A 26,004-nucleotide genomic window follows, 5' to 3' on the forward strand; every position below is an offset into this window, starting at 1 on the left:
CCCCGTAGCGACCTCACCCCTTCGGGGCAGCGATCGAACGGTTGTTGTCGTGATCTAAGCCACCTGCGGCTTGGATCTATTCCCCGGCGCCATGCGCCGACGCCGTTCGCCGGCGCTACTCGCCGGCCTGCTCGGTGTCCGGCCGGATGTCGATCCGCCAGCCGGTGAGCCGGGCCGCGAGCCGGGCGTTCTGCCCCTCCTTGCCGATGGCGAGGGAGAGTTGGTAGTCGGGGACGGTCACGCGCGCGGAGCGGGCGGCCATGTCCACGACCTCGACCTTGGAGACGCGGGCCGGCGACAGCGCGTTGGCGACCATCTCGGCCGGGTCGTCCGACCAGTCGACGATGTCGATCTTCTCACCGTTCAGCTCACCCATGACATTGCGCACACGTCCGCCCATGGGGCCGATGCAGGCGCCCTTGGCGTTCAGGCCCGACCGGGTGGACCGTACGGCGATCTTGGTGCGGTGACCGGCCTCGCGGGCGATCGCGGCGATCTCGACGGACCCGTCGGCGATCTCCGGCACCTCCAGGGCGAAGAGCTTCTTCACCAGGTTGGGGTGCGTGCGGGACAGGGTGACGGACGGACCACGCACACCCCTTGCCACGCGTACGACGTACGACCGCAGCCGCATCCCGTGCGGATACGTCTCACCGGGGACCTGCTCCTGCACCGGCAGGATGGCCTCCAGCTTGCCGATGTCGACGAGCACGTTCTTCGGGTCGCGGCCCTGCTGGACCACGCCCATGACGATGTCGCCCTCGCGCCCCGCGTACTCACCGAGCGTCGCGTCGTCCTCGGCGTCGCGCAGCCGCTGCAGGATGACCTGCTTGGCGGTGGTGGCGGCGATACGGCCGAAGCCGGACGGGGTGTCGTCGAACTCGCGGGCCTCCTGACCCTCCTCCAGGTCCTCGGGGTCCTCCTTCGCCCACACGGTCACATGGCCGCTCTCGCGGTTGAGCTCCACGCGCGCGTGACGGCGGCTTCCCTCGGTGCGGTGGTAGGCGATGAGGAGGGCCGACTCGATCGCCTCGACCAACAGGTCGAAGGAGATCTCCTTCTCCCGTACCAAGCCCCGCAGGGCACTCATGTCGATGTCCACGGCTACGCCTCCTCTTCCTGCTCGTTCTCGTTCTTGCTGTCCTTGCGGCTGAACTCGACCTGCACGCGCGCCTTGTCGACGTCGGAGAAGGCGAGTCTGCGGGCGGTGGCCTTGCGGCCCTTCACACCGGGCACTTCGAGGTCGAGGCCTTCGTCGTCGACCTTCAGGATCCTGGCGACCAGTTCGCCGCCGCCCTCGGTCAGCTGGAACTTCACCAGCCGGTCCACGGCGCGCAGGTAGTGTCGGTGCTCCTTGAGGAGGCGTTCCGCGCCCGGGGTGCCGACCTCGAGGGTGTACTCCCCCGCGCCCATCGCGTCGCTCTCGTCGAGCTTCGCCGAGAGCGCGCGGCTCACATCGGCGATCTGGTCCAGGTCGGCACCGGTGTCCGAGTCGACGACGACGCGCAGCACTCGCTTTCGTCCTACGGAGTCCACTGCGATCTCTTCGAGATCCAGGCCCTGGGAGGTGACGAGCGGTTCCAGGAGCTCTCGCAGCCTCTCGCTCTGGGTCGTGCTCATCCGGGTGACTCCTCGGCCGCGTGTGCTGTTGTGGGTAGGTCGCGTGTCTGGTCAAAGGGTATCCGGTCGCAGGGGGTGTTGCCGTCCAGGTGACCTCGGATGCGCGGGTACCGTGATCGCCAGCGGGCTGACCTCCCGCCCATGTGTTCGTACGAGCTTCCCGAGGACGTCTGTCGTGCCGTACCCCCCTCCGCCGCGCGTCCCCTCGGGGCCGCGCAGAAGATCCCTGCTCGCCTCGGTCGCCGGGGGCGCCCTGCTGGTCGGCTGCTCCGACGGGACCGGGAGCAGCGAGGAGGGCACCGCCGTCAGTCCGTCCGTCGTCGAGCGGGCACGCGCGCGTGCGGCTCGGGACAGCCGCGGGATCGTCGAGCGGTACGACGCCGTCCTCGCCGCCCATCCGGCGCTGGCGGAGCGGGTGGGGCCGTTGCGGGCGGAAGCTGTGCGGCATGCGGAGGCGTTCGGGGAGACGGTCACCACGTCCTCACCCACCGCGTCGCCGTCCTCGCCCGCACCGCCGGTCACGGTGCCCGCGACCGAGAAGGACGCCCTCGCCCAGCTCGCCGCCGCCGAACGGGCGCTCGCGGACCGGCGGGCCAAGGCGCTGCTGGACGTACCGGGCGAGCTGGCCCGGCTGCTGGCCTCCGTGGCGGCGGCCGGCGCGGCGCACGCCTATCTGCTGACGGAGGGGACCCGGTGAGCGACGAGAACGACAAGGAGCTTGAGGCCTTCCAGAAGGCGCTGGCCGCCGAGCACGCGGCCGTGTACGGCTACGGCGTCGTCGGCGGCCGGATCGGTGAGGCTCGGCGAACGGAGGCCAAGGCCGCCTACGACGCCCACCGGGCCCGGCGGGACGGGCTGGTGCGCCAGGTACGGAACATGGGTGGGAAGCCGGTGGCCGCGGCCGCGGCGTACGCGTTGCCCTTCCCGGTGTCGGACGCGGCCGCGGCGGTACGGCTCGCCGCCGATCTGGAGGAGCGGGTGGCCGGGGTGTACTCCGACCTGGTGCGGGCAACCGAGGGCGGGCGGCGGGGCACGGCCGCCGAGGCGCTGCGGGAGGCCGCGGTGCGGGCGGCGCGCTGGCGCGGCGGAAGCGTAGCCTTCCCTGGGCTCGCCGAGCGGGCGGTCACGGTGTCGCCTTCGGCCTCGGTCCCGGCTTCCTCGTCGGTTCGCCCGGCGTAACGCGGTACAGGAAGGAAACGACTCGCGCATGGCTTTCGAACCACCGCAGCGGCTGGTGCGGGCGCTCGGCGAGAGCGCTCCGGACGGTGACGACTGGGTGGAGCGGCTGCCCGAGGCCGCCGAACAGGCCGTCGCGCTGCGCGAGTTGACCGTGGAGCGGGTGCAGGTGCCCGGGGGACGCAGCAGCCTCGTGGTGCTCGTGCGGCGCGCTGACGGGACACCGGCCGTGCTCAAGCTGGCCCCGGCCCGGGCCCGGCCGGAGAGCGAGCGGGCGGCGCTCGCGCACTGGGACGGGCGGGGGGCCGTACAACTCCTTGAGCCCTTTGTCGCCGAGGGAGTACTGCTGCTCGAGCGGCTGCATCCCGATGTGTCCGTGCGGTCCCTGCCGGAGGCGAAAGCACTGCTGGAGGCTGCCGGGGCGCTGCGGCGGCTGTGGGTGGAGCCGCCCGGTGACCATGTCTTCGAGACGGTGGCCGAGCGGACCGGGCGGCAGGCCTCGCTCATGCGGGGTGCTTCCGCGGAGGTGGCGGGGCTGGTGAGCGCGGCTCTCGACACACGGGAGTCGTTGCTGGCCGCGCCGCCGGAGGAGCGGTTGCTGCACGGGACGTTCCGGCAGAGCAAGGTGCTTTCCGGGGTGCGCTCTCCCTGGCTCGCCGTCGGGCCTGATCCCGTCGTCGGGGAGTGTGCCTTCGATCTCGCCCGGCTGGTGCGGGACCGGGTGGAGGACCTGATCGCCACGCCGTCGGGGGCGGCGACGACCCGCCGGCGGATCAAGCGGCTCGCGGAGTCGCTGGAGGTGGATCAGGAGCGGCTGCGGGGGTGGACGTTGTTCCGGGCAGTGGAGTCGGGGGTCCGGGCACTGCGGGTGGGGCGGCCGAAGGACGCCGAGTTGCTGCTGGAGTTCGCCGGGTGGCTTTGAGGCCATACGGCGGCGGCCGCCGGTGCGACCGCCGCCCCACGTTCTTTCTCAAGCGGTCAGGCGGGCGATCGCCTCGTCCACCGTCAGCTCCTCGCGCTCACCGCTGCGGCGGTCCTTGAGCTCCAGGACGCCCTCGGCGGAGCGGCGGCCCGCGACCAGGATCTTCGGTACGCCGATGAGCTCGGAGTCGGTGAACTTCACCCCCGGGGAGACCCCGGAGCGGTCGTCGACGAGGACCCTGAGGCCCGCCGCACGCAGCTTCTCGGAGACGTCGAGGGCCAGTTCGATCTGGAGGGCCTTGCCGGCGGCGACGACGTGCACGTCGGCCGGGGCGACCTCGGCGGGCCAGCACAGGCCCTTGTCGTCGGCGGTCTGCTCGGCGAGGGCGGCGACCGCGCGGGAGACGCCGATGCCGTAGGAGCCCATGGTCACGCGGACCGGCTTGCCGTTCTGGCCGAGGACATCGAGCTTGAGGGCGTCGGCGTACTTGCGGCCGAGCTGGAAGATGTGGCCGATCTCGATGGCGCGGTCCAGCTTGAGGCCGGTGCCGCACTTCGGGCACGGGTCGCCCTCCTGGACGACCACGACGTCGACGTACTCGTCGACCTCGAAGTCACGGCCCGCGACGACGTTCTTCGCGTGCGTGTGCTCCTTGTTGGCGCCGGTGATCCAGGCGGTGCCGGGGGCCACGCGCGGGTCGGCGATGTACTTCACCTTCTCGCCCAGGCCCTGCGGGCCGACGTAACCGCGGACGAGGTCCGGACGGCCGACGAAGTCCTCGGCGCCCACCAACTCCACGGCGGCGGGCGCGAAGTGCGCCTCCACCTTGCCCAGGTCGACCTCGCGGTCGCCCGGGACGCCGACGGCCACGATTTCGCCGTCGACCTTCACGAGGAGGTTCTTGAGGGTGTCGGAGGCCTCGACGCCGAGGTGGGCGGCGAGGGTCTCGATGGTCGGGGTGTCGGGGGTGGGGATCTCCTCGAGGGCGGCGACGCCGTCCGCGTCCACCGGCTTCAACTCATAGGCGATCGCCTCGGTGTTGGCCGCGAAATCACAGTTCGGGCAGTCCGCGAAGGTGTCCTCGCCGGCCTCGGCGGGGGCGAGGAACTCCTCCGACTTGGAGCCGCCCATCGCACCGGCGGTGGCGGCGCAGATGCGGTAGTCCAGGCCCAGGCGCTCGAAGACCTTCTGGTAGGCCTCGCGGTGCAGGGCGTAGGACTTGGCCAGGCCCTCGTCCTCGGTGTCGAAGGAGTACGAGTCCTTCATCAGGAACTCGCGGCCGCGCAGGACGCCGGCCCGCGGGCGGGCCTCGTCCCGGTACTTGTTCTGGATCTGGTAGAGGATGACCGGCAGGTCCTTGTAGGAGGACGCCTGGTCCTTCACCAGCAGGGTGAAGATCTCCTCGTGGGTCGGGCCGAGGAGGTAGTCGCCGCCCTTGCGGTCCTGCAGGCGGAACAGCTCGGGGCCGTACTCGTCCCAGCGGCCGGTCGCCTCGTACGGCTCCCGCGGCAGGATGGCGGGGAGCAGCACCTCCTGGGCGCCGATCGCGTCCATCTCCTCGCGGACGACCCGTTCCACATTGCGCAGGACCCGCATGCCGAGCGGCAGCCAGGACCAGATGCCGGCCGCGGTCCGGCGGACGTACCCGGCGCGGACGAGCAGCTTGTGGCTGAGGACCTCGGCGTCCGCCGGGTCGTCGCGCAGCGTCTTCGCCATCAACTGGGACATGCGCTGGACCGGTGCGTTCGCCATGGTTCTCGTACTCCTGCCGGGAAAGGGTGATGGCTAGGAGGTTAGCCGGGCGGACTGCGCCCGTGGAAATCGGTTCAGCGGCGGCGCAGGGGCAAGGGGGCGCCCATCACGGCGTACGGCTTCGGGGCGCTCGGGAAGAGGACCTGGCGGGCGAGGTCCTGGTAGCCGAGGGAGTGGTACAGGCCGCGGGCCGGGCTGTCGGTGTCGATCGCGGAGAGGATCGAGCGCGGCTCCGCCGCGCTGTCGGTGATCGTGGTGATCAGGGTGCGGCCGATGCCGCGGTTCTGGTGGTGGGGGTGGACATGGAGCTCGGTGATCACGAACGAGTCGTCGAGCCAGATGTCGTTGTGCTGCGCGCGGAGGTAGGGCTCCACGACGGTGGACCACCAGTGGGTGCGGTTGTTGGGCATGCCGTACACGAACCCGACGAGGTTTCCTCCGACGGTCGCGCCGAGGGCCCTCGCGCCGGGATAGGTCATGTGGCGGAGCACGATCTGGCGGCGGACCGCTACCTCGTCGGTGCCGAGGCCGAATGCGATGGCCTGTACTGCCAGGGCCTCGTCCACGTGGGCGGACAGGTCCAGGGGGCCGATGACGAGGTCCATGCGGGCAGGGTACAGGGGGGTTTCCGGTGTGTGCCGGGGGCGGGTCGGCTCTCAGAAGAGGATGCTCATGAAGGCGCCGATCTCCCGGAAGCCCACCCTCGCGTACGTCCGCCTCGCCGGGGTGTTGAAGTCGTTGACGTACAGGCTCACCACCGGGGCCACGTCCGCCAGGGCGTACCGCAGTACGGCCGCCATCCCCGGGGCCGCCACTCCCCTGCCCCGGTACTCGGGGGCCACCCACACGCCCTGGATCTGGCAGGCCCGGTCCGTCGCGGCGCCGATCTCCGCCTTGAAGACGACCTTGCCGTGTTCGTCGAGGCGGGCGAAGGAGCGGCCGGAACCGACCAGTTCGGCGACGCGGGCCTGGTAGAGGAGGCCGCCGTCGCCGGCCAGCGGGGAGACGCCGACCTCTTCCGTGAACATGGCCACGCAGGCCGGCATGATCGTTTCCATCTCGTCCTTGCGGATGCGGCGGACGTACGGATCCGGGGCGATGTCGGTGGGCATGCGGTCGGTGACCATGAGGGGCTGCTGGGCACGGACCTCCCGCGCCGGGCCCCAACTGGGTTCCAGCAGGCGCCAGAGCTGGGCGGTGGGTTCGGCGGGGCCGACGATGGAGGAGCAGCGGCGGCCGGAACGCCGGGCGCGGTCGGCGAAGGCGCGGACGGCTCGGGGGGTCGCGCAGATCGGGACCAGGTTGGCGCCGGCGTAGCAGAGGGACGTGAGCATGCCGTCCTCGTACCAGCCCCACATCTCGCCGCCGAGCCGCCACGGGTCGAGGCCGGCGACCTGCACCCTCGACGTCACGAAGGCGTTCGCGACCGGATCGCGGTCGAGCACGGCGAGCGCGGCGTCCAGGTCGCTCGGTTCGAGGACCCGGGAGGTCGTCTGGGTCAACACGGGCGGGGCCTCACACTGGGGTCTGCTGATCTCCGCACTGTACCTGCGGAAGCTGAGCCGTGCCGCCCCCGGTTCGGAGGCCGTTCCTTGCTGACACAGCCGACCCGCGCTGATAGGAACGTCGGATGATCTCGACTCGTGTGCGGTCCGACGCCCGGACATGGCCCGATGAGCAGCTCGCGGAGTTGTTCGGCGAGGGCTTCCCCGCGTTCATCACCGCCGACCGGCTGGTGAAGGAGTACATCGGCCGGGTACGGGAGTTCTTCGCGGGGCTGGATCTGATGCTGCTGGACGCGGACGGGGTTCCCGTGGCCGCCGGGTGGGGGGTGCCGCTGCGGTGGGACGGCCGGGCCGACGCGCTGCCCTCGGGATACACGGAGGCGCTGGTGCGGGCCGTGGAGGGTCATGAGCAGGGCGTCGAACCCGACACCCTGGTGATCTGCGGGGCGGTCGTCACCCCGTCGCTCAAGGGGCGGGGGCTGGCCGGGCGGATGCTCACCGCCTTGCGGGAGGCCGGACAGGATGCGGGGCTGCGGCGGGTCGTCGCGCCCGTGCGGCCCACGACCAAGGCCCGCTATCCGCTGACGCCCATCGAGTCGTTCCTGCGGTGGCGGCGGGAGGACGGGACCGCCCTCGATCCCTGGATCCGGACCCACGAACGGCTCGGCGCCCGGATCCTCGCCCCGGCCCCCGTCTCACAGACGATGACCGGCACGGTCGCCGAGTGGGAGGGCTGGACGGACCTCGCCCTCCCCGAGTCCGGCGACTACGTCATCCCGGACGGGCTGAGTGTGCTGCGGGTCGACCGGGACGCCGACGTCGGCCTCTATCAGGAGCCGAACGTCTGGATGCGGCACCGGTGAGCCACGGACGTCAGCCCGCGACCGACACCGACGGCTCGCCGGAGGCGATGCCCTCCGCCTCCATCTGCTCGGCGATCTTCATCGCCTCCTCGATGAGGGTCTCCACGATCTTCGACTCGGGGACGGTCTTGATGACCTCGCCCTTGACGAAGATCTGACCCTTGCCGTTGCCGGAGGCGACGCCGAGGTCGGCCTCGCGGGCCTCGCCGGGGCCGTTCACCACGCAGCCCATGACCGCGACGCGGAGCGGGACCTCCATGCCGGTCAGGCCCGCGGTGACCTCTTCGGCCAGCTTGTAGACGTCGACCTGGGCGCGGCCGCAGGACGGGCAGGAGACGATCTCCAGGCCGCGCTGCTTGAGGTTCAGGGACTCCAGGATCTGGTTGCCGACCTTGACCTCCTCGACCGGCGGGGCGCTCAGCGACACCCGGATGGTGTCGCCGATGCCCTGGGAGAGCAGCGCGCCGAAGGCGACGGCCGACTTGATGGTGCCCTGGAAGGCGGGGCCCGCCTCGGTCACGCCGAGGTGCAGCGGGTAGTCGCACTGGGCGGCGAGCTGGCGGTACGCCTCGACCATGATGACCGGGTCGTTGTGCTTGACCGAGATCTTGATGTCGCGGAAGTCGTGCTCCTCGAAGAGGGAGGCCTCCCACAGGGCGGACTCGGCGAGCGCCTCGGGGGTCGCCTTGCCGTACTTCTGGAGCAGCCGGCGGTCCAGCGACCCGGCGTTGACGCCGATCCGGATCGGCGTGCCGTGGTCCTTCGCGGCCCGCGCGATCTCCTTGACCTTGTCGTCGAACTGCTTGATGTTGCCGGGATTGACGCGTACGGCCGCGCAGCCGGCCTCGATCGCCGCGAAGACGTACTTCGGCTGGAAGTGGATGTCCGCGATCACCGGGATCTGCGACTTGCGCGCGATGGTCGCGAGAGCGTCCGCGTCGTCCTGGGTCGGGCAGGCCACTCGGACGATCTGGCAGCCGGACGCCGTGAGCTCGGCGATCTGCTGCAGCGTGGCGCCGATGTCGGACGTACGGGTCGTCGTCATGGACTGGACCGACACCGGGGCGTCACCGCCCACCGCGACCGTGCCGACCTGGATCTGCCGGCTCTTCCGGCGCTCGGCGAGCCTGGTCGGAACGGACGGCATGCCGAGAGAAATCGCAGTCATCTGCTGTGCAACCCCAAGTCGTGGATCAAGGTCCAGGTCCCGTCAGCGCCGGGCTCCAGGCTTCGAGATTACGGCACGAGCCCCGACGCGAGCACATCCCGGCCCGCAAACCCACTCAATGGAGAGCGGCCCGCCACACACCGTGCCGGGCCGCCTCGAACGCCGTATGGCTAGGAGATTCTCACCGGGTTAACGACGTCGGCGATCAAAACGAGGACCGTAAAGCAGATGAAGATCCCCGCCACCACATAAGCGACCGGCATCAGCTTCGCCACGTCGAACGGGCCCGGGTCCGGGCGCTTGAGGACCTTCGCCAGGTTGCGGCGCAGGGACTCCCACAGGGCGCCCGCGATGTGGCCGCCGTCCAGGGGCAGCAGCGGGAGCATGTTGAAGAGGAACAGGGAGAGGTTGAAGCCCGCGACCAGCATCAGGGCCATGGCGAGTTGCTGGGTCGGGGGGATGTCGAGGGTGAAGATCTCGCCGCCGACGCGGGCCGCGCCGACCACGCCCATCGGGGAGTCCGGCTCGCGCGGGGCGTCGCCGAAGGCCGCGTTCCACAGGGCCGGGATCTTGCCGGGCAGGGCGGCCAGGGAGTCGACGGCCTCGCCGACGCGGTCGCCCATCCAGACCACGGAGTCGCCGAAGTCCTGCTTGACGATGCCGGTGGCCGCGCTGAAGCCGAGGAAACCGGCGGTGACGTACTCGCCCTGGACGTACTGGCCGCTGGAGTCCTTCTTGGCGACCTGGTTGCTGGCGATCTTCGCGGTGAGGGTGACGTCCTTGCCGTCGCGCTCGACGACGATCGGGACCGTCTTGTCGGGGTTGGCGCGGATGAGGTCGGAGAGCTTGTTCCAGTCGTCCGTCCGTACACCGTTGAACGAGAGGATCTTGTCGCCCGCCTTGAGGCCGGCCGCCGCGGCCGGGGAGGCGGGGTCGGAGGCCTTGCAGGTCTGGCGGTTCTGGCTCTGCGAGATCACGCACTTGGAGACGGAGCTGACCGTGTTGGTCTGCTGGGAGATGCCGAAGCCCATGAGGACCGTGAGGAACAGCGCCACCGCGAGGATCAGGTTCGCGAAGGGGCCCGCGAACATGACGATGACGCGTTTCCAGGGCTTACGGGTGTAGAAGAGGCGTTTCTCGTCGCCGGGCCGGAGCTCCTCGAAGGCGGCCGAGCGGGCGTCCTCGATCATGCCGCGCCAGGGGGAGGTGGAGCGGGCGCTGATACGGCCGTCGTCGCCGGGCGGGAACATGCCGATCATGCGGATGTAGCCGCCGAAGGGGACGGCCTTGATGCCGTACTCCGTGTCGCCCTTCTTCCGCGAGAAGACGGTCGGTCCGAAGCCGACCATGTACTGCGGCACGCGGATGCCGAAGAGCTTGGCGAAGGACAGGTGCCCCAGCTCGTGCCACGCGATCGACACCAGAAGGCCGAAGGCGAAGAGCCCTATGCCGAGGATGAACATCAGGGTCGTCATGCACGGGCCTCCGCCGTCTGTGCCGTCAGTTCCCGGGCCCGGGTCCGCGCCCAGGTCTCCGCTTCGAGGACGTCCGCGACGGTGAGCGAGGTTCCCCCGCGCGGGGTGCCGTGCTCGTCCACCACCCGGGTCACGGTCTCCATGATCCCGTTGAACGGCAGTGCGCCGGCCCGGAAGGCCTCGACGCACTCCTCGTTGGCGGCATTGAACACCGCCGGGGCCGTGCCCGCGAGCTGTCCGACGTGTCTCGCAAGGTTGACCGAAGGAAACGCGTCGTTGTCGAGTGGGAAGAACTCCCAGGTCGACGCCTTGCTCCAGTCGAACGCGGGTGCGGCGTCGGGGACGCGTTCGGGCCAGCCGAGACCGATGGCGATCGGCCCGCGCATGTCGGGGGGCGTCGCCTGGGCGATCGTGGATCCGTCCGTGAACTCAACCATCGAGTGGACATACGACTGGGGATGCACGACCACCTCAATGCGGTCGAAGGGAATGTCGTAGAGGAGGTGCGCCTCGATGACCTCGAGCCCCTTGTTGACGAGGGTCGCGGAGTTGATCGTGATGACCGGGCCCATGGCCCAGGTGGGGTGGGCGAGGGCTTCCTCGACGGTCACCTGAGCGAGGTCGGCTTTCGTGCGGCCGCGGAAGGGGCCGCCGGACGCGGTGACGACGAGCTTGCGTACGTCGGCCCTCGTCCCGGAGGCCAGGGCCTGGAAGAGGGCCGCGTGCTCGGAGTCGACCGGGATGATCTGTCCGGGCTTGGCGAGGGCCTTCACCAGCGGGCCGCCCACGATGAGCGACTCCTTGTTGGCGAGCGCGAGGGTGCGGCCCGCTTCCAGGGCGGCGAGGGTGGGGGCGAGGCCGATGGAGCCGGTGATGCCGTTGAGGACGGTGTGCGCGTCGGAGGCGGCGAGCTGTGCGGCCGCGTCCGGGCCGGCGAGGATCTCGGGCTGCGGCTCGCCCGTGCCGTAGAGGCCGCTGAGCGCCTCGCGGAGCTGCGGTACGACATCCTCGCGGGCGACCGCGACGGTCCGCGCCTTCAGCCGGTGCGCCTGCTCCGCGAGGAGCGCGACCCGGCCGCCGTTGGCGGAGAGCCCGGTCACCCGGAACCGGTCGGGGTTGCGCAGCACGAGGTCGATGGCCTGGGTGCCGATGGAGCCCGTGGAGCCGAGGATCACCACGTCCTTGGGACCGTCGCCCGAGAGGGGGTCGTGGACCAGGTGCGGGTCGGCGAGAGGGGCTGGACTGTCGCTCATCCCTCCATTGTGGCCGTAAGGGCGGCGTAGGAGGACAGCGCGTCCTTCTCGGGGGCCGAACTTCACGTCAACGGTTCGCGTCTCGTAGCTGCCCGGGCAGCTGGCACTCAGTCGGCGACCAAATCTGCAGGCAGCACATCGAGGACATGTGCGATCAGCAGCAAGTCGTCGAGGCTCGTGTCGTCAGCTCCGCGCTCGACTTGGTCGACCCGGCTGCGACCGAGCCCTGTCGCCCTGCCCAGATCCTCCTGGCTGAGGTTCTGGGCTTGCCGCGCGGCGCGGATCCGCTGTCCGAGCGTGCGGAGGCGGTCGACAATCCAGTCGGGTGCGCTATCGGACCTCATGGGCACACCCTATGGCGCATGATCGCTGAAATCTCTCACCGGATCGGGCGGTGGACGTTCTCCTTCTCCGAGGGGCCGGGGGTCGCGTCCGCGATCCAGACTCCCTCGCCCGAGGGGTCGACGATGCCGTCCTCAAGCCAGGCGTAGGTGCCGGACATGACTCCCTTGACGACCTTGCGGTCCTGGTCGTCGGTGTTGTTCCACAGGCGGCCGAAGAGTTCCTCGACGCGCAGGCGGGACTGGTGGCAGAAGGCGTCGGCCAGTTGGTAGGCCTCGCGGCCGTGGGATTCGGTGGTGTAGAGGAGTTCGGCGCGTACGCAGGCCGCGCTCATCGCGAAGAGTTCGGCGCCGATGTCGACGATGCGGCCGAGGAAGCCCTGCTTGGTCTCCATGCGGCCCTGCCAGCGGGACATGGCGTAGAAGGTGGAGCGGGCGAGTTTGCGGGCCGTTCGTTCGACGTAGCGCAGGTGGCCGGAGAGGTCTACTTCGCGCTTGAACTCGGCGTAGGAGGTGGGGAGTTGGCCGGGACCTGCCACCAGCTTCGGGAGCCACTTGGCGTAGAAGACGCCCGCGTTCGCGCCCGCCTTCGCCTTGTCGCCGAGGGACTTCTCCGGGTCGATGAGGTCGCCCGCGACCGAGAGATGGGCGTCGACGGCCTCGCGGGCGATCAGCAGGTGCATGATCTCCGTGGAGCCCTCGAAGATGCGGTTGATGCGCAGGTCACGCAGGACCTGTTCGGCGGGGACCGCCTTCTCGCCGCGGGCCCGGAGGGACTCGGCGGTCTCGAAGCCCCGGCCGCCGCGGATCTGGACCAGTTCGTCGGCGACGAGCCAGGCCATCTCGGAGGCGTAGAGCTTGGCGAGGGCGCCCTCGATACGGATGTCGTTGCGGTTCTCGTCGGCCATCTGGCTCGAGAGGTCGAGTACGGCCTCCAGGGCGAAGGTCGTCGCCGCGATGAAGGAGATCTTGGAGCCGACGGCCTCGTGGTGGGCGATCGGCTTGCCCCACTGTTCACGGGCCGCGGACCACTCGCGGGCGATCTTCAGACACCACTTGCCGGCGGCCACGCAGGAGGCGGGCAGTGAGAGGCGCCCGGTGTTCAGGGTGGTCAGGGCGATCTTCAGGCCCGTGCCCTCGGGGCCGATGCGGTTGGCCGCGGGCACCCGGACCTGGTGGAAGCGGGTGACGCCGTTCTCGATGCCGCGCAGGCCCATGAAGGCGTTGCGGTTCTCGACGGTGATGCCGGGTGAGGCGGTCTCCACGACGAAGGCGGTGATGCCGCCCTTGTGACCTTCGGACTTGGGGACGCGGGCCATCACGACGAGCAGGTCGGCGACCACGCCGTTGGTGGTCCACAGTTTCACTCCGTCGAGGATGTAGTCGTCCCCGTCGGGTACCGCGCTCGTGGCGAGGCGTGCCGGGTCGGAGCCGACGTCCGGTTCGGTGAGGAGGAAGGCGCTGATGTCGGTGCGGGCGCACCGGGGCAGGAACCGCTCCTTCTGCTCCTGTGTGCCGAAGAGCTTCAGCGGCTGGGGCACGCCGATCGACTGGTGGGCCGACAGCAGCACGCCGATCGCGGGGCTCGCGGAGCCCACGAGGGCCAGCGCCTTGTTGTAGTACACCTGGGTGAGGCCGAGACCGCCGTACTTGGTGTCGATCTTCATGCCGAAGGCGCCGAGTTCCTTGAGCCCGTCCACGACGTCGTCGGGGATCCGGGCCTCGCGTTCGATGAGGGCGCCGTCCACCTTGGTCTCGCAGAAGTCGCGGAGCTTGGCCAGGAAGTCCTCGCCGCGCTGGGCGTCCTCCTCGGGGGGCATCGGGTGGGGGTGGATGAGGTCGAGCCGGAAACGCCCGAGGAACAGTTCCTTGGCGAAGCTGGGCTTGCGCCAGTCCTGCTCCCGGGCGGCCTCCGCCACCTCGCGGGCCTCGCGCTCGGTGACGACGGGCTTGGTGGACGGTGCGGACATCAGGCTCACCTCGTCGTGAATCGGGATCTTGGGGGCCGTATGGTTACCGACGGGTGCTACTCGATCGTTGGTACCCGATCCGGGGCGAGGCCACCACCCCTCGCGCGGCCGTTCGGCCGATGTCGACGGAAAACGGCTTGGTGTCCAGTCGCCGGTGCCCTTGTAGACCTCGGTGCCGGTCCCGTACGTGCCGCCGCTCGGCAGCTTCCGCCGGTCGAGTGGCCGGGGGGAAGGCGTCGAGGTCGAGGGCGGCCTTGGTCGGCGAGGACCTGGACGCCGGCCGGCGCGCCATCGACGGCCTCGTGGGCCGAAGGTCCGGGCGGCCCTGCGGGCGCAGGTGCACCCCCGGTGCGCGGGACGGCGGTCTCAGCGTCCTCGAAATAGGCGGGTCGCGTCATCGGGGTGGGCGGGCCGCGTCATCGGGATGGGCGGGCCGCCGAGGACGGTTCGGGCCCGCCGCGTCAGGCGGCTCGAGGCCGGGGGCGGATCGGTGCTGCTCGCCCGGCTGCACGTCCACCCCCGCGCCCCGCCCCTCGCCCGGCTGCACGTCCACCCCCGCGCCCCGCCCCTCGCCCGGCCGCACGCTCACCCCCGCGCCCCGCCCCAGGTGTACGGTGCCCATCCCGCTCTCACCGGACGGGTTCCCGTTCCATGGCCCCCCGCGGCCGGTCGTGGTAGGCAGGAAGGCGTACCCCGTCGAGGCCGTGAACGGGCAGGCGGGAGCGGGTTCACCGGCGGCGGGGCCTTCTCCGTGGGTCGCTCGTCCAAGAGTCTCTGTCGAAGCGCTTCGACAACCTATGGACACCCACTCCCGGGGGAGCTACTGTCGAACCACCCTCACCCGCCCCTGTACGCACTGCGCACTGTCGAAGCGCTTCACAAAGCTTGGAGAGCTGGATGGTCACCCTCGCCGAGGTCGCCCAGCACGCCGGAGTCTCGGCGAGCACGGTGAGCTATGTCCTCAGTGGCAAGCGGTCCATCTCGACGACCACCCGGCAGCGCGTCGAGGAGAGCATCCGCGAACTCGGCTACCACCCGAACGCCGGTGCCCGCGCCCTCGCCAGCAGCAGGTCGAACATCATCGCGCTGATGATCCCGCTCCGCACCGACATGTACGTGCCGGTGATGATGGAGATCGCCATCGCGGTGGCCACCACCGCACGGACGCACGGGTACGACGTCCTGCTGCTCACCGGCGAGGAGGGTCCCGACGCCGTACGACGCGTCACCGGCAGCGGGCTCGCCGACGCGATGATCCTGATGGACGTCGAACTCGACGACGAGCGGCTGCCGTTCCTGCGCGGCACCGACCAGCCCTCCGTGCTCATCGGCCTCCCCGCCGACACCTCCGGGCTCACCTGCGTCGACCTCGACTTCCGGGCCACCGGCGCGCTGTGCGTCGAGCACCTCGCGAAGCTCGGCCATCGCGACATGGCTGTCATCGGCGAGGCCCCCGCCGTCTACGAACGGCACACCGGTTTCGCCGAGCGCACGCTGGACGGACTCCGGTCGCGGGCCCAGGAGTTGGGCGTACGACTGCTGCACCGGCCGTGCGACGGCGGGTACGACGCGATGGCCGTGACGCTGGCTCGCATCCTCGACGAGCGTCCGGCCACCACGGGCTTCGTCGTCCAGAACGAACAGGCGGTCGAGCCGCTGCTCGCGCTGCTGCGCCAGCAGGGCCGGGCCATCCCCGAGGACGTCTCGGTGGTCGCGATCTGCCCCGAACAGGTCGCCGTCCAGGCCTCGGTGCGGCTGACGTCGGTCGCCATTCCCGCCCAGGAGATGGGCCGCCACGCCCTGGAGCGGCTCGTCGCCAAGCTTGAGGGCCGCGGTGAGGACGAAGTCATCCTGATCGAACCCGAGTTGACGGTCCGGGCGAGCACGGGCCCGGCGCCTTCGGTGTCCTGACACCTCACCCACCCGACCTCACACACCACGCATCCCGTGCCTGTGCGGCACGCCCCTGTCTGCATTCCTTCAGGAGCACTCCTCGTGAATCAGCCTGCCGAAGTCCAGCCCAAGGTCACTCTCGCGCAGTCGTCCCCCACCGTCGGCACGTTCCGGGAGCGGGACGGCGCGCTGGAGTGGAGCGGGCGCCAGGAGACCGTCCGGGTCGAGCCCTGGGGTCCGGACGCGGTCCGGGTGCGGGCCCGGCTCGGCGGGCCGATCCTCGAGGGGCTGCCGGGCGCCCTGCTCGACGAGCCGCCGGCCACCGAGAGCAGTGTCAAGATCGGTGACGGGGAAGGCCAGTTGACGGTGGGCGCGCTGACCGTCCACGTCGACGCCGAGGGGCAGCTCCGCTTCCTGCGCACCGCGGACTCCGCCGAGCTCCTCGCGGAGGCCCGCGCCCACTTCTGGTGGCCCGGCTCGCGTCTGTACACCGCGGTCGGCAACGGCCACCACCGTCTCGAGCAGCGCTTCGCCGCCTACGACGACGAGAAGCTGTACGGCCTCGGCCAGCACCAGCACGGCAAGCTGGACCAGAAGGGCCTGGTCCTCGACCTGATCCAGCGCAACGCCGAGGTGGGCATCCCGGTCCTGGCCTCCAGCCGCGGTTACACCCTGCTGTGGAACAACCCGGCGATCGGCCGCGTGGAGCTGGCCCACAACGGCACGCGCTGGGTGGCCGACTCGGCCCGCCAGATCGACTACTGGATCACCGCGGGCACCCCGGCCGACGGCCAGCGCCGCTACAGCGGGGTGACCGGCCGGACGCCGATGCTGCCGGAGTGGGCGGCGGGCTTCTGGCAGTGCAAGCTGCGCTACCGCACCCAGGAGGAACTCCTGTCCGTGGCACGGGAGTACAAGCGGCGCGGGCTCCCCATTTCCGCGATCGTCTGCGACTTCTTCCACTGGACGCACCTCGGCGAGTGGAAGTTCGACCCGGCCGAGTGGCCCGACCCGGCGGCGATGGTCCGTGAACTGGAGGAGCTCGGCATCAAGTTGGTGGTCAGCGTCTGGCCGTCGGTGTCGCCGCTCAGCGAGAACCACCCGGTCATGGAACAGCGCGGCTACTTCATCGGCACCCAGTACGGCCCCATGGCGCACGCCGACTGGCCCGACAAGGGGGTCGCCTCCACCGTCCAGGTCGCCTTCTACGACGCCACGAACCCGGAGGCCCGGGAGTTCATGTGGTCGAAGGTCCGGGACAACTACCTGGCCCCGTACGGCATCACGGCCTTCTGGCTGGACGCCTGCGAGCCGGAGCTCAAGCCCGGCTTCCAGGAGAACCTGCGCTACTGGGCGGGGCCCGGCCTCGAGGTCGGCAACATGTACCCGGCCGAGAACTCCCGCACCTTCCACGAGGGCCTGACGGCCGCCGGCGAGGAGGTCATCACCCTCAACCGCTCGGCCTGGGCGGGCAGTCAGCGCTACGGCGCCGCCCTGTGGTCCGGTGACATCGGCACCGACTTCCCGACCCTGCGCGAGCAGATCGCGGCCGGTCTCAACACCGCGATGTCCGGCATCCCGTGGTGGAACACGGACATCGGCGGCTTCCACGGCGGCGACCCGGACGATCCGGCGTACCGCGAGGTCATGGTCCGCTGGTTCCAGTTCGGCACGCTGTCCCCGCTCATGCGCCTGCACGGCTTCCGCGATCCGGGCATGCCGCTGGGACCGGAGATGACCGGCGGCCCGAACGAGGTGTGGTCGTACGGCGAGGAGGCCGGCGCGATCATGGAGAAGTACCTGCGACTGCGCGAGCGGCTGAAGCCGTACGTCCTGAAGGTCATGCGCGAGGCCCACGAGGAGGGCCTGACGCCGATGCGCCCGCTCTTCCTGGAGTTCCCGGACGACCAGGCGACGTGGACGGTCGACGACGCGTATCTCTTCGGCGCGGATCTGCTGGTGGCGCCGGTTCTCACGGCAGGCGCGACGGTCCGTACGACGTATCTTCCTGCGGGCGCGACCTGGACGGACGCGTGGACCGGTGAGACGTACGAGGGGGGCAGGACGGTGACCGTCGACGCCCCGCTGGACCGCATTCCGCTGTTCCTGCGGGACGGTGCGCGGCTTCCGGTGGCGGAGTAGCCCTACCGGAGCGGCCGGTCCCACGGGGGTGGGCCGGCCGCTTCGTCGTGCAGGAGGTCAGCTTCCGCAGACCGAGCGCAGGGCACGCGCCAGGGCCCTGGTGTGCAGAGCGTCGAGGTGGTCCTCGTGGTGGACCTGGAGGGCGGCCAGTGCCAGTTCGGGACGGCAGGTGAGCGCGCCGCGGTCGTCGGCGGTGGTGGCGAGGGCCTCGACCAGCGCGCTGGTCACCCGGTTGATCTCCTGCCGTACGACGCTCAGGTCCGGCTTGGTCGTCGGCGCCTCGTCGGGGTGGTCGGTCCAGCGTTGGAACAGGCCGCGCTGGACGATCTTGTTGGCCTCGATCTGGTCGCGGAAGATCACGCGGATCTCGTCCGGGTCGGCGCCGAGCTGCTGGGCCTGGGCGGCGACGTTGTCGAGGACCTGCTGTTCGCGGGCGGGGTCGTCGATGGGGCTGTCGGTGCCCCACTTGGCGGCGGCGACCAGGTCGGCGGTGGCGAGGCGTTCGGCGGCGAGTGCGACGACGGGATGCAGGGCGGAGAGGGAGGGGGCGGTGGCGTGGGGTGCCGCGGGCGTCCCGGAGACCGGAACCGCGACCGCGGAACCCGTCGCGGTGAGAACGACGGCCGCGGTCGCGGTCACGGTGATCAGGGCACGTCGGAGGGGGGTGGTGGTACGCATGTCCCCATCAAACCCGATCTCGCCCCATGATCAGGTCAACTGCTGCTTACGGTCAGGTTGTTGGCGGCGAAGTCGAGGCCACCGGACGAGCTGGTGATCTCGAAGCCGAACTGGACGTCACCGATGGTCTCGTTGCCGAACCAGCCCTTGGTGTCCTTGATCCACTTCAGGATCGGGAGGATGTTGACCGTGCCGGAGCTGGAGTTGGAGGTGCGGACGAAGGAGAAGACCTGGTTCGAGCCGTTGGTGCCCTTGTAGACGGTCCAGGTGTGGCCGCCGAGCGTCACGTTGCCCTGCGAGCTGCCGAGCGGACCGACGGCTCCGGTCTTGTTGACCCAGAGCATGATCTCGTAGTCGTAGTCGGTGTCCCAGATGTCGTACGACGTGTTGTACGCGCCCGACGACGGGACCGAGACGTTGTAGCTGCTGGAGAGCGAACCGAGCGAGGTGATCGACTTGTTGATCACCTTCTTGGAGTTGGGGTAGGACTTGATGCCGCCGGTGTTGGGGTGGTTGGCGTTGACGCCCCAGTTGGTGCCGGAGTTGGCCCAGATGCACTGGCTGCCGGCGCCGGAGCCCCAGATGTTGTTGTAGAGCGTGTAGCCGTTCAGGCTCGTGTTGCCGTACTGGGCGCAGGAGCTCCAGACAGCGGCGGAGGCGGGGGCCGAGGCGAGTCCGACGGTGGCGCCGATGGCCATCGCCGGGGCCAGTGCGGCCATGGTGATCTTGCGGAGAGTGCTTGCCATGGTGTCCCTTTCCATGGGTGGGGGGAAATGCGGGGGGTTACCACGCCTCCAGACGGAGGACGTGGTCTTCTCCGGCGACGAGGTCGAGCGGCTCGGTGCCGGAGGAAGTCCTCAGTTCGACGCGGTGGGTGCGGGTGGGGCGCAGTACCGCGGTCGCTTCGGTGGGGCTCCAGGTGAGGTCGAGTGCGGCCCCGAACCTGGTGCGGATGCCCCGGAGTTCACCTCGGGGGCAGGTGGTGGGAACCGCCGGGAGCAGCACCAGCCGGTCCGGTGTCGACTGCACCAGCATCTCGACGAGGACGGCGGGCAGGGTGTGGGCGGCGTCCGCGTTGTAGACGTGCCGGTTCGGGTAGTGCGCGCTCATCAGCGAGGTGTGGAAGAAGTCGCCCTTGAGGACCTGGCCGAGGGCGTGCGCGACGCGTTCGCCGTCGCGCAGCCGGGCCGCGACGAGGGCGTGGTGCAGGTGGCCGTGGGCCGAGTCGTTCTCGGAGCCGCGGAGTTCGAGGGCGCGGTGGGCGGCCGCCGCGAGGTCGGGGGCGTCGTAGGGGGTGATCTCGTCGAGTGGCCAGACGCCGTAGAGGTGGCTGAGGTGGCGGTGGTCGTAGGTGTCGTCGAGGCCGGGCCAGGCCCATTCGGCGAGGGCGCCGTCGGCGTTGACCCGGTGGGGAGGGAGCCGGTCGGCGAGGGCCCGCCAGGCTTCCGCGTTCCCGGGGTGGTAGGCGGCGGCCGTGAGCAGGGCGTGCCGGGCGGCCGAGAGGTCCATGGCCGCGTTGATCGCGCCCCAACTGGCGTTCGCGGGGCGGTTCTCGGGCGAGTAGGAGGGGACGACGACGAGATGGCCGTCGGCGTCGGTGCGGGTGAGGAAGTCCTCGTAGAACAGGGCGACTTCGGCGAGCGCACGGGCGGTGCGTGGGTCCTGTTCGCCGCGGGTCTCGTCGTGGTCGACGAGGGGCTTGAGCAGCCAGTCGGCGCCGGCGGTCCACAGGTGCAGCGGGTACTCGCGGCTGAAGTGGTACGTCAGCCCGGACTCACCGTCGGAGTGCGGCGGGGCCACGGCACCCCGGGTGCCGAAGATCTCGCGGGCGTTGTCCTGCCAGTCCGGTAGCTGACGGTGGATCAGGGAGGCGAGGGCTTCGGTGACCTCGGGGAGGGCGGCGTACGCGGCCGACGCGGTCTGGAGGTTGACGTTGGCGTCGTTGGTGAAGGCTCCCGACCATGCCGTGTCCCATTCGCCGGTCCACAGGCCGGTGAGGCGGGGCGGGAAGAGGCCGCTGGCGGAGAGCAGGTGGTAGCGGCCGGCGGCGAAGAGGCGTTCCAGGAGGGCGGGGCTGTCGGGCCGCTTCAGCAACTCCGAGCCCGGCAAGGCACGTTCGGCGGGGTCGGCGGCGAGGTCGAGGGTGACGCGTGCGTAGGCGGTGCGGTGGAGGGGGGTGTGCCGGTCGAGGAGTCGGGCGTAGGTGACGGACCCCGGCTCGGTCCCCGGCTCGGACCCGGATTCGGGGACCAGGTCGCGCAGGGCCTCGATGTGGGGTGCCGTGTCCAGTTCGCCGGTGTGGCGTACGACGCGGGTCAGCAGGAGGACGGACTCGGCACCGGTGACTCGCGCGCCCGGCGGGATGAGCGCGGTGCGGCCGCCCGTGGGGACGACCAGGGTGATGCCGGTGTAGCGGCGGTCGCTGTCGGGATAGCGGACGCAGAGGGTGAGCAGGGCCCCGTCGGCGGCGCGGACGATGCTCTGGCCGACCATCAGGGTGTCGGGTGCGCCCGGCAGCCGGTGGTCCAGCGAGACGACCAGGTCCGCCCCCTCGGCCTGCTGGACGATGACGTCGTCCGCGCGCGAGACGAAGACCTCGCTGCGCGATCCCTGGGACTCCGTGCGCAGGACGCCGGTGGTGAAGTCGACGGACCGACGGTGGTCGGGAGTGGCCGCGCGCGGACGGCGCAGCCGGATCTGGAAGGCGGGGTGGAAGGGCTGCACCCACTGCAGCGGGCGTCCGTCCGTGAAGCGCTCGGCGGCGTCGAGCTCGCCGGCGAGCAACCGGTCCTGGAGCGCGGGGAGTTCGGCGGCGAGGCGGGGCGGGCGGGCGTGTTCGGCGCCGTTGGGGCGGACGAGCGTGTGGTGGGTGACGACGACCCGCTCGTCGTTCGGTTCGCCGAAGAGGAGAGCGCCGTGGTGGCCGTTGCCGCTGAGGAAGCCGTCCTCCCAGCGCGCGGCCGGTTCGGGTTCCCAGGTGCCGTGGACGGGTCCGTCGGTCATGGCCGGAGCACCGCCACTCCGTAGCGGCCCAGGGTGACCCGGTCCGTGAGGGACTGGCCCGTCAGCAGGTCCTGGTGGGTGCCGGGCACGTCGACCGTCACCGGCTCGCGGCCGTGGTGGAGCAGGAAGAGCAGGTCACCGCGGCGGACGGCCTCGACCTGGCCGGGCAGTCCGTCGAGGACCGGTCGCGCGCCCGCACCTGCGGCGATCCCGGCGAGGAGCTCGCGCAGAGCGCCCGGCTCGGGAAGCGTCGAGAGGTACCAGGCGCGGCCCTTGCGCAGAACGGCGGGCAGCCCGTCGAGCTCACCGCCCTTGTACGAGGCCTCTGTGGTCGCGTCCTCGGTCTTGTCGATCTCCTCCGACCACAGGGTGCCGCGGAATCCCCCGGGTGAGCCGCCGCATTCCGCGTGCTCCCCCGCGTCCAGCGGCCACCACTCGTGCAGGGTGCGGATGCCGAACAGTTCGCGCAGCCGGGCGTCCATGCCGCCGGGGCGTACCCGGTCGTCCTCGTCGGCGACGCCGGTGAGGAATCCGGAGACGAGGGTGCCGCCCTGGTGGACGTAGGCGAGGAGGTTGTCGATCGCCGCGTCGGTGAGGGCGTACAGCTGGGGGACGACGACCACCTTGTAGGCGGTGAGGTCGTGTGCGGGGTGAGCGAAGTCGGTGGTGAGGTGGGCTTCCCAGAGCGCGCGGTGCCAGGCCTTGAGGACGTCGGGGTAGTCGACCTCACGGGAGAGGCGGCCGTCCTGGGCGCCGGCCCACCAGGCGTGCCAGTCGTGCAGGACGGCGATGTCGTTGACGGTGTGACGTTCCGTCACCTGTGCGGAGATCGCGGCCAGTTCGGCCCCGAGCTGCTTGACCTCCTGGTAGGTGCGTCCCTCCTCCCCCGCGTGACTGACCATTCCGGAGTGGAACTTCTCCGCGCCCTGCCGGGACTGGCGCCACTGGAAGTAGCAGACGGCGTCGGCGCCGCGGGCGACGGCCTGCAGGGACCAGAGCCGGTTCAGGCCACGGGGTTTGGGGTGGTTCACGCCCCGCCAGTTGACCGGTCCGGCTGCCTGTTCCATGAGCATCCACGGTCCACGGGCCTGCGAGCGGGTCATGTCCTGCACGAGAGCGCCGTGTTGGGCCCCGAGCGGATCACGGGGGTCGGGATAGAGGTCGACGGAGACGACGTCCTCCTCCTCGGCCCAGCGCCAGGCGTCCTGACCGACCCACATCGGCATGAAGTTGGTGGTCACAGGGGTGTGCGGGGTGGCCCGGCGGACGATGTCCCGCTCGGCGAGGTAGCACTCGAGGAGCATGTCGGAGGTGAACCGCTTGAAGTCCAGCACCTGGGTGGGGTTCTTCATGTAGTGGGCGTTGCGGGGTGTGTGGATCTCGGCCCAGTCGCCGTAGCCCTGGCTCCAGAAGGCGGTGCCCCAGGCGGAGTTGAGGGCGTCGAGGGAGCCGTAGCGGTCCTGCAGCCAGGTCCGGAAGCGGGCGGCGGCCTCGTCGCTCCAGTCGTAGGTGCAGTACTCGTTGTTGATGTGCCACATCGTGAGGGCCGGGTGGCCGCCGTAGCGGGCGGCGAGGTCCTCGGTGATGGCGGCGGCGTAACGGCGGTAGGTGGCGCTGGAGTGCGAGAAGTGCTGGCGCCCGCCCCAGTACTCGGTGCGGCCGTCCTCGGTGACGGGCAGGGTGTCGGGGTGCAGGTGGCCCATCCACGGCGGTGTCGAGGAGGTGGGGGTGGCGAGGACGACCCCGATGCCGTTGTCGTGCATGAGGTCCATCAGCCGGTCCAGCCAGCCGAAGTCCCGCTCCCCGGGCCGCGGTTCGAGCTTCGCCCAGGAGAAGACGCCGATCGTGACGGAGTTGACGCCGGCGGCCGTCATCAGCCGGACGTCCTCCTGCCAGGTCTCCTCGGGCCACTGCTCGGGGTTGTAGTCGCCGCCGTAGAGGATGCGGCCGTTGGTCACCGCGCTCAGCCCGGGCATCAGACGGGCTCCCCGTACTGGATGCCCCGGCCGTTGGTGGCGATGTAGACGCGGCCGTACAGCCGCGGGTCGGCGGCGATGGTCGCGCCGATCCAGCCCCACTGGTGCCGGTCGTCGTTGACGCGCACCCAGGTCTTCGCGCCGTCGTCGGAGCGGTACACGCCGGTGATCGCCTCCGTGGCTCCGACCATGTAGATCGCCGGGTGGTCGGCGCCCTTGGCCGCCTTGCCGAAGGCGAGGGTGTGCGAGGCCCAGCAGCTGGTGACCTTGGTGAAGGTCGCTCCGCCGTCGGTGGACCGGTACAGGCCGTTCGTCTTGGTGCTGAGCCACAGGTCGCCGGAGCGTCCCGGGGCCGCGGCCAGCTGGAACTGGCTGTCGCCGGAGGGCAGTCCGCTCGCGCGGCCGGTGAAGGTGAGGCCGCTGTCCGTGCTGGCGAACAGGGTGCCGGTGTCGGTGTCGTACGCGTAGAAGCGCGTCGGGTCGACGGGGTCGGCGAGCGGGGTGGCGCCCTTGGGGTAGGTGGGGACCTCGGACCAGGTCGCTCCGTTGTCCGTGGAGCGCTGGGCGGGGTACTTGGTGCCGTCCCAGTGCACGAAGGTCCACAGCAGCACGCTGCCGTCGGTGTTGGTGGCGATCGGCCCCGGTGCGTCCTTGGCGAGGGCGGGCTGGGCCGCGAAGGGCGCCCAGGTCTTGCCGCCGTCGTTCGAGTAGGCGCCGTTGCCGTGGTCGCCGAAGCCCGTGCGGACGACGTACGAGGGCTTGGCCGCGGCCTGGGCGAGTCCCGTCGCCGACCCGAACACGGGGTTGCTCGCCATGCCCCGGGACGGTGACGCCGTGAGCCGCTCGTGGTACATCACCCCGATGTCCCCGAGCCCGCTGAGCAGGTGCGCCTCCCCGGTCGGGGGCGAGATCAGCAGGCGTACGGAGGTCTCCTCCAGGCCGCGGATCTGCGGCGCCCAGTGCTTGAGGTCCCGGGTGCCGTAGAGGGTGGCGCCGGTGCCGTAGACGATGTGGCTCGAGTCGTACGGATCGACGGCGAGGGCCTGGATCCACCAGCCGAACTTGGGTGTGTCGGCCCCGAAGGTGAGGAACGGGGTCTCGGACACGTCGAGGACCGCGGAATCCTTGAGGGAGGTCCAGGTGCGGCCGCCGTTCGTGGTCCGGTACAGGGTGTCGACGGCCGCCCAGCGGTTGTTGGTGGAGACGACGACGGTGCCGGGGCGGCGGGCGTCGACGGCGACTCCGCCGTACCCGAAGGAGTCGGAGGAGCCGTCGCTCGTGGTCCCGCCGGGCTTCACGGGCGTGACGTCCGTCCACTTCCCGCTCGCCGTGGCCAGCTTGTGCACACTGCCGTCGGACTGCCCGTTGGGGCCGGGCGCGTCGGCGTAGGTGACGTACAGCTCGCGGGTGTGGCAGTCGTAGGTGGCCCGGATCGGCACCTTGGCGGCGGCACCGGAGGGCTGCGCGGGGACGGCTTCCCAGGTGGTGCCGTCGGAGGTGCGGTACAGGTTGGCGGCGGTGCCGTCCGAGTCGCCCCAGCCGGCGTAGACGCTGCGGCCCGCGGCGACGAGGAGGGTGATGCCCTGGCCGGTGGCGCTCGGAGTGGCCGGGAAGCTCACGGCCTTCCAGGTCGCGCCCCGGTCCGTGGACTTGAGCAGCCCGTCGTGTCTGGTGCCCAGCCACAGCGTGTCACTGTCCCGCGGATCGACGAGCAGCCGCTCCCCGGCCCCCCGCCCGTCCTCGTTCCCCCCGAGCTTCACGGTGAGGTCGGTCCGGGTCCAGGTGGCACCACGGTTCTCGGACCGCAGCACGGCCCCGTTGCCGGCCCAGGACTGGGCGTAGGTGCCGAGCGCGAGGTAGACCCGGTCGGGATGGGCGGGGTCGACGGCCATGGCCTCGACCCCGAGGAGGTTCCAGTCGTCCCAGCCGAGATCGTCGTTGAGCGGAATCCAGCGCGCGCTCCGGTCGTCCCAGCGATAGGCACCGCCGATGTCGGTACGGGCGTAGGCGAGTCCGCGGACGGAGGGGTGGAAGAGAACACCGGTGACGAATCCGGTGCCGCCGATGGCGACTTGACGCCAGCGGTAGGTGGGAGTGACCGAGGCGGCTTCCGCACGCCCTTGGAGGGAAGGAACGGTGGTGAGCGCGGCGACAGCCGCGGTCCCGGCCAGAACAGCACGCCGACTAAGCCCGGACGTAAGCATGACAAACCTCGCTCTGAACTAAGAGGAAGTGAACCCACTCAGGGGCGCGGAGAACTGCGCCAC

At 70.8% G+C, this 26,004-nt stretch carries 21 protein-coding genes; 6 read left to right on the forward strand and 15 right to left on the reverse strand.

The window, feature by feature from the left end:
- Positions 1-115: 115 nt before the first annotated feature.
- A complete protein-coding gene (nusA, locus tag ACIBJB_RS29315) occupies positions 116-1,102 on the reverse strand; it encodes a transcription termination factor NusA (protein WP_057616701.1) in 987 nt (328 codons plus the stop codon).
- Positions 1,103-1,104: 2 nt separating this feature from the next.
- Entirely contained in the window at positions 1,105-1,620 is a 516-nt protein-coding gene (rimP, locus tag ACIBJB_RS29320; protein WP_398934787.1) for a ribosome maturation factor RimP, read from the reverse strand.
- A gap of 175 nt (positions 1,621-1,795) precedes the next feature.
- On the opposite strand from rimP, the gene ACIBJB_RS29325 reads away from it, so the two are divergent.
- From ACIBJB_RS29325 to ACIBJB_RS29335, 3 genes are read left to right on the forward strand one after another with little or no spacing between them, the layout of a single operon-like run.
- A complete protein-coding gene (locus tag ACIBJB_RS29325; protein WP_398934789.1) occupies positions 1,796-2,317 on the forward strand; it encodes a hypothetical protein in 522 nt (173 codons plus the stop codon).
- Positions 2,314-2,799 (forward strand): ferritin-like domain-containing protein, encoded by a 486-nt coding sequence (locus ACIBJB_RS29330; protein ID WP_398934791.1) that lies wholly within the window; start codon positions 2,314-2,316, stop codon positions 2,797-2,799. Before ACIBJB_RS29325 ends, ACIBJB_RS29330 begins: the two co-directional genes overlap by 4 nt.
- Before the next feature lie 28 nt (positions 2,800-2,827).
- Positions 2,828-3,718, forward strand: coding sequence for an aminoglycoside phosphotransferase family protein (locus tag ACIBJB_RS29335; RefSeq protein ID WP_398934793.1), 891 nt, complete (start codon positions 2,828-2,830; stop codon positions 3,716-3,718).
- 48 nt (positions 3,719-3,766) lie between these two features.
- On the opposite strand, the gene ACIBJB_RS29340 is transcribed toward ACIBJB_RS29335, so the two are convergent.
- The 3 genes from ACIBJB_RS29340 to ACIBJB_RS29350 form a co-directional block, all read right to left on the reverse strand.
- Complete coding sequence (locus tag ACIBJB_RS29340) at positions 3,767-5,470, reverse strand: proline--tRNA ligase (RefSeq protein WP_398934795.1); 1,704 nt, start codon at positions 5,468-5,470, stop codon at positions 3,767-3,769.
- A 74-nt stretch (positions 5,471-5,544) separates the two neighbouring features.
- The gene (locus tag ACIBJB_RS29345; protein WP_398934797.1) at positions 5,545-6,075 is read right to left on the reverse strand and encodes a GNAT family N-acetyltransferase; all 531 of its coding nucleotides are present in this window, start codon (positions 6,073-6,075) and stop codon (positions 5,545-5,547) included.
- Between the two features lie 51 nt (positions 6,076-6,126).
- Positions 6,127-6,975, reverse strand: a complete 849-nt coding sequence (locus ACIBJB_RS29350) for a GNAT family N-acetyltransferase (RefSeq protein ID WP_266527729.1) — start codon at positions 6,973-6,975, stop codon at positions 6,127-6,129.
- Between the two features lie 125 nt (positions 6,976-7,100).
- On the opposite strand from ACIBJB_RS29350, the gene ACIBJB_RS29355 reads away from it, so the two are divergent.
- Positions 7,101-7,838, forward strand: a complete 738-nt coding sequence (locus tag ACIBJB_RS29355) for a GNAT family N-acetyltransferase (protein ID WP_398934799.1) — start codon at positions 7,101-7,103, stop codon at positions 7,836-7,838.
- A gap of 10 nt (positions 7,839-7,848) precedes the next feature.
- Here ACIBJB_RS29355 and ispG read toward each other — a convergent pair whose 3' ends face one another.
- The 5 genes from ispG to ACIBJB_RS29380 form a co-directional block, all read right to left on the reverse strand.
- Positions 7,849-9,006 (reverse strand): flavodoxin-dependent (E)-4-hydroxy-3-methylbut-2-enyl-diphosphate synthase, encoded by a 1,158-nt coding sequence (gene ispG / locus ACIBJB_RS29360; protein ID WP_387731662.1) that lies wholly within the window; start codon positions 9,004-9,006, stop codon positions 7,849-7,851.
- Between the two features lie 170 nt (positions 9,007-9,176).
- Entirely contained in the window at positions 9,177-10,469 is a 1,293-nt protein-coding gene (locus ACIBJB_RS29365; RefSeq protein ID WP_398935166.1) for a M50 family metallopeptidase, read from the reverse strand.
- A gap of 8 nt (positions 10,470-10,477) precedes the next feature.
- On the reverse strand, positions 10,478-11,734 hold the full coding sequence (gene dxr / locus ACIBJB_RS29370) for a 1-deoxy-D-xylulose-5-phosphate reductoisomerase (RefSeq protein ID WP_398934801.1): 1,257 nt from the start codon (positions 11,732-11,734) through the stop codon (positions 10,478-10,480).
- 107 nt (positions 11,735-11,841) lie between these two features.
- Positions 11,842-12,078, reverse strand: coding sequence for a helix-turn-helix domain-containing protein (locus tag ACIBJB_RS29375; RefSeq protein ID WP_398934803.1), 237 nt, complete (start codon positions 12,076-12,078; stop codon positions 11,842-11,844).
- 35 nt (positions 12,079-12,113) lie between these two features.
- On the reverse strand, positions 12,114-14,045 hold the full coding sequence (locus tag ACIBJB_RS29380) for an acyl-CoA dehydrogenase family protein (protein ID WP_398934805.1): 1,932 nt from the start codon (positions 14,043-14,045) through the stop codon (positions 12,114-12,116).
- A gap of 897 nt (positions 14,046-14,942) precedes the next feature.
- On the opposite strand from ACIBJB_RS29380, the gene ACIBJB_RS29385 reads away from it, so the two are divergent.
- Together ACIBJB_RS29385 and ACIBJB_RS29390 are read left to right on the forward strand one after the other, a co-directional pair.
- A complete protein-coding gene (locus ACIBJB_RS29385; RefSeq protein WP_398934807.1) occupies positions 14,943-15,956 on the forward strand; it encodes a LacI family DNA-binding transcriptional regulator in 1,014 nt (337 codons plus the stop codon).
- Positions 15,957-16,040: 84 nt separating this feature from the next.
- Positions 16,041-18,080 (forward strand): TIM-barrel domain-containing protein, encoded by a 2,040-nt coding sequence (locus ACIBJB_RS29390; RefSeq protein ID WP_398934809.1) that lies wholly within the window; start codon positions 16,041-16,043, stop codon positions 18,078-18,080.
- Between the two features lie 57 nt (positions 18,081-18,137).
- Here the strand turns inward: ACIBJB_RS29390 and ACIBJB_RS29395 are convergent, their stop codons facing one another.
- From ACIBJB_RS29395 to ACIBJB_RS29415, 5 genes are read right to left on the reverse strand one after another with little or no spacing between them, the layout of a single operon-like run.
- Positions 18,138-18,758, reverse strand: coding sequence for a chorismate mutase (locus tag ACIBJB_RS29395; RefSeq protein WP_398934811.1), 621 nt, complete (start codon positions 18,756-18,758; stop codon positions 18,138-18,140).
- Positions 18,759-18,793: 35 nt separating this feature from the next.
- Positions 18,794-19,504, reverse strand: coding sequence for a hypothetical protein (locus ACIBJB_RS29400; RefSeq protein WP_398934813.1), 711 nt, complete (start codon positions 19,502-19,504; stop codon positions 18,794-18,796).
- A gap of 37 nt (positions 19,505-19,541) precedes the next feature.
- Positions 19,542-21,761, reverse strand: a complete 2,220-nt coding sequence (locus tag ACIBJB_RS29405; protein WP_398934815.1) for a glycosyl hydrolase family 95 catalytic domain-containing protein — start codon at positions 21,759-21,761, stop codon at positions 19,542-19,544.
- A complete protein-coding gene (locus ACIBJB_RS29410) occupies positions 21,758-23,737 on the reverse strand; it encodes a beta-galactosidase (protein ID WP_398934817.1) in 1,980 nt (659 codons plus the stop codon). The genes ACIBJB_RS29405 and ACIBJB_RS29410 overlap by 4 nt, the downstream gene beginning before the upstream one ends.
- The gene (locus ACIBJB_RS29415) at positions 23,737-25,941 is read right to left on the reverse strand and encodes a 1,4-beta-glucanase (RefSeq protein WP_398934819.1); all 2,205 of its coding nucleotides are present in this window, start codon (positions 25,939-25,941) and stop codon (positions 23,737-23,739) included. Before ACIBJB_RS29415 ends, ACIBJB_RS29410 begins: the two co-directional genes overlap by 1 nt.
- Between the last annotated feature and the right edge of the window lie 63 nt (positions 25,942-26,004).

It is taken from the genome of Streptomyces sp. NPDC050759 (assembly GCF_044456945.1).
Lineage (GTDB): Bacteria > Actinomycetota > Actinomycetes > Streptomycetales > Streptomycetaceae > Streptomyces.

Excerpts from the sequence above, each read along its gene's own strand:
- ACIBJB_RS29395 (WP_398934811.1), bottom strand. The coding sequence starts at position 18,758 with ATGCGTACCACCACCCCCCTCCGACGTGCCCTGATCACCGTGACCGCG.
- ACIBJB_RS29415 (WP_398934819.1), bottom strand. The coding sequence starts at position 25,941 with ATGCTTACGTCCGGGCTTAGTCGGCGTGCTGTTCTGGCCGGGACCGCG.
- ACIBJB_RS29385 (WP_398934807.1), top strand. The coding sequence starts at position 14,943 with ATGGTCACCCTCGCCGAGGTCGCCCAGCACGCCGGAGTCTCGGCGAGC.
- ACIBJB_RS29380 (WP_398934805.1), bottom strand. The coding sequence starts at position 14,045 with ATGTCCGCACCGTCCACCAAGCCCGTCGTCACCGAGCGCGAGGCCCGC.
- rimP (WP_398934787.1), bottom strand. The coding sequence starts at position 1,620 with ATGAGCACGACCCAGAGCGAGAGGCTGCGAGAGCTCCTGGAACCGCTC.
- dxr (WP_398934801.1), bottom strand. The coding sequence starts at position 11,734 with ATGAGCGACAGTCCAGCCCCTCTCGCCGACCCGCACCTGGTCCACGAC.
- ACIBJB_RS29345 (WP_398934797.1), bottom strand. The coding sequence starts at position 6,075 with ATGGACCTCGTCATCGGCCCCCTGGACCTGTCCGCCCACGTGGACGAG.
- ispG (WP_387731662.1), bottom strand. The coding sequence starts at position 9,006 with ATGACTGCGATTTCTCTCGGCATGCCGTCCGTTCCGACCAGGCTCGCC.
- ACIBJB_RS29405 (WP_398934815.1), bottom strand. The coding sequence starts at position 21,761 with ATGACCGACGGACCCGTCCACGGCACCTGGGAACCCGAACCGGCCGCG.
- ACIBJB_RS29335 (WP_398934793.1), top strand. The coding sequence starts at position 2,828 with ATGGCTTTCGAACCACCGCAGCGGCTGGTGCGGGCGCTCGGCGAGAGC.
- ACIBJB_RS29355 (WP_398934799.1), top strand. The coding sequence starts at position 7,101 with ATGATCTCGACTCGTGTGCGGTCCGACGCCCGGACATGGCCCGATGAG.
- ACIBJB_RS29340 (WP_398934795.1), bottom strand. The coding sequence starts at position 5,470 with ATGGCGAACGCACCGGTCCAGCGCATGTCCCAGTTGATGGCGAAGACG.
- ACIBJB_RS29410 (WP_398934817.1), bottom strand. The coding sequence starts at position 23,737 with ATGCCCGGGCTGAGCGCGGTGACCAACGGCCGCATCCTCTACGGCGGC.
- ACIBJB_RS29400 (WP_398934813.1), bottom strand. The coding sequence starts at position 19,504 with ATGGCAAGCACTCTCCGCAAGATCACCATGGCCGCACTGGCCCCGGCG.
- ACIBJB_RS29375 (WP_398934803.1), bottom strand. The coding sequence starts at position 12,078 with ATGAGGTCCGATAGCGCACCCGACTGGATTGTCGACCGCCTCCGCACG.
- ACIBJB_RS29365 (WP_398935166.1), bottom strand. The coding sequence starts at position 10,469 with ATGTTCATCCTCGGCATAGGGCTCTTCGCCTTCGGCCTTCTGGTGTCG.